A 1,626-nucleotide genomic window follows, 5' to 3' on the forward strand; every position below is an offset into this window, starting at 1 on the left:
TCTCCAGACAGAACCGGCAGTTTACTCGCCCATAGCAACCTCAAAGGGATATAGTATCACTTCACAACTACTTTCCGGCAAATCCTCACGCCCAAAGTTTTCTATACATAACTCCACAGCTTCCTTTAGGTTCGCTTGAGCTTCCTCTATAGTCCTTCCTTGGCTAACAACCCCCAGCTCAACGCAATGGGCAATGTACCATTTTCCTTCTTTTGTTATAACCGCTGTAAACCTCATATTTTTACCCTAAAAACGCTATTATAGGCAATCTTAATAAAGATTTACCATTACCCCAGCGCCACATCCAAGATCATCATTATGGTAAAGCCAAGCATGGCAGCCATGGTGGTGATGTTGGTTTCACCGCTGCGCTGTGCTTCGGGGATGACCTCTTCGACCACCACGAATATCATCGCTCCCGCTGCAAAGGCAAGCGCGTAGGGAAGTATGGGCTGGGCGATCATGACGGCCCAGGCGCCTATGACGCCTGCGATGGGTTCGACCACCGCCGACATTTGACCCATCATAAAGCATTTTCTGGGGGAAACGCCCTCGCGGCGCAAGGGCATGGATACGGCAAATCCTTCAGGGAAATTCTGAAGGCCGATGCCCAACGCCAAAGATACGGCTCCGGCCAGCGATGCCGTTGGCAGCCCGTAGGCGAGCGCTCCAAAGGCGACGCCAACGGCCAGGCCTTCGGGGATGTTATGAAGAGTTATGGCAAGCACCAGCAAGGTGCTGCGCCGCCACGATGTCTGGATTCCCTCGGCATCGGACCTTTCCAACCCTATGTGAAGGTGAGGAAGGACCATATCGATGGCCCGCATGAAGATTCCGCCGGCCAAAAAACCTACGGCAGGCGGAATCCACGACGGAATGCCCTTGCCCTCGGACATCTCGATGGCGGGCGCAAGCAAGGACCAGTAGCTTGCCGCTATCATGACGCCCCCGGCGAAGGCAAGCATGCTGTCAAGCAGTTTTTTGCTAACCTCTTTGGTCAAAAATACCGCCGCAGCACCAAGGGCCGTAACACCCCAGGTAAAAAGCGTCGCCAATAACGCCTGCACTACAGGACTTAAGCCGATAAAAGCCTGAGCCAGGTTCACAGGCATCCTCCCCCATTCTCGCAAAGTCTGTTCAGTCTGGCATAACAAATATACCATGGCCAGCCAAGAAAACTATCTATACTCCATCAAATATTAAAGGGAATAATGGGGACATGACGATGATCATTGATATCCGTCTTCCCGTGATAGGGCTTCACAATTGTCTCTTGGACGAGTACGATAATGTATCGTCAAGCGCTACAAGACGTAACCGTACAATTAATTGACCCATTGTTTCCTATAATCTACATTTCTTCGTTAACCTCTTTTAAAACTTGCTTATAAAGTTGTTGACTTACCCTAAACCCAGCTTTCATCTGCAAGGCATCCAGATATACTTTAAGATTATCAATAATCCCTTCTTTTTTGGCCCATATTAGTAAACCTATTGTCCCTAGGACTTTTAAGCCCAGTTTCCTAGCGAACTCTCGGGCCTCCTTTTCGTCAAGTAAAACTAATCTGGCTCCCATCTCAAGAGCCAAGGCAATAACTTCAGCCTCTCCATAGTCCAGCTGAGTGA

The 1,626-nt window shown here is 49.6% G+C and carries 3 protein-coding genes; all 3 read right to left on the reverse strand.

Annotated features, from left to right (window positions below; all coding sequences use genetic code 11):
- Positions 1 to 21: 21 nt before the first annotated feature.
- Positions 22 to 237 carry a type II toxin-antitoxin system HicB family antitoxin gene (locus Q7P41_RS10645; RefSeq protein ID WP_303884136.1) on the reverse strand — a complete coding sequence of 72 codons (216 nt, stop codon included), beginning with the start codon at positions 235 to 237 and terminating at the stop codon, positions 22 to 24.
- Between the two features lie 50 nt (positions 238 to 287).
- A complete protein-coding gene (locus Q7P41_RS10650; protein WP_303884138.1) occupies positions 288 to 1,112 on the reverse strand; it encodes a ZIP family metal transporter in 825 nt (274 codons plus the stop codon).
- 239 nt (positions 1,113 to 1,351) lie between these two features.
- Positions 1,352 to 1,626 (reverse strand): DUF3368 domain-containing protein (locus Q7P41_RS10655; protein ID WP_303884140.1); only part of this gene is annotated, 275 nt, incomplete at its 5' end.

The organism is Acetomicrobium mobile (genome assembly GCF_937920065.1).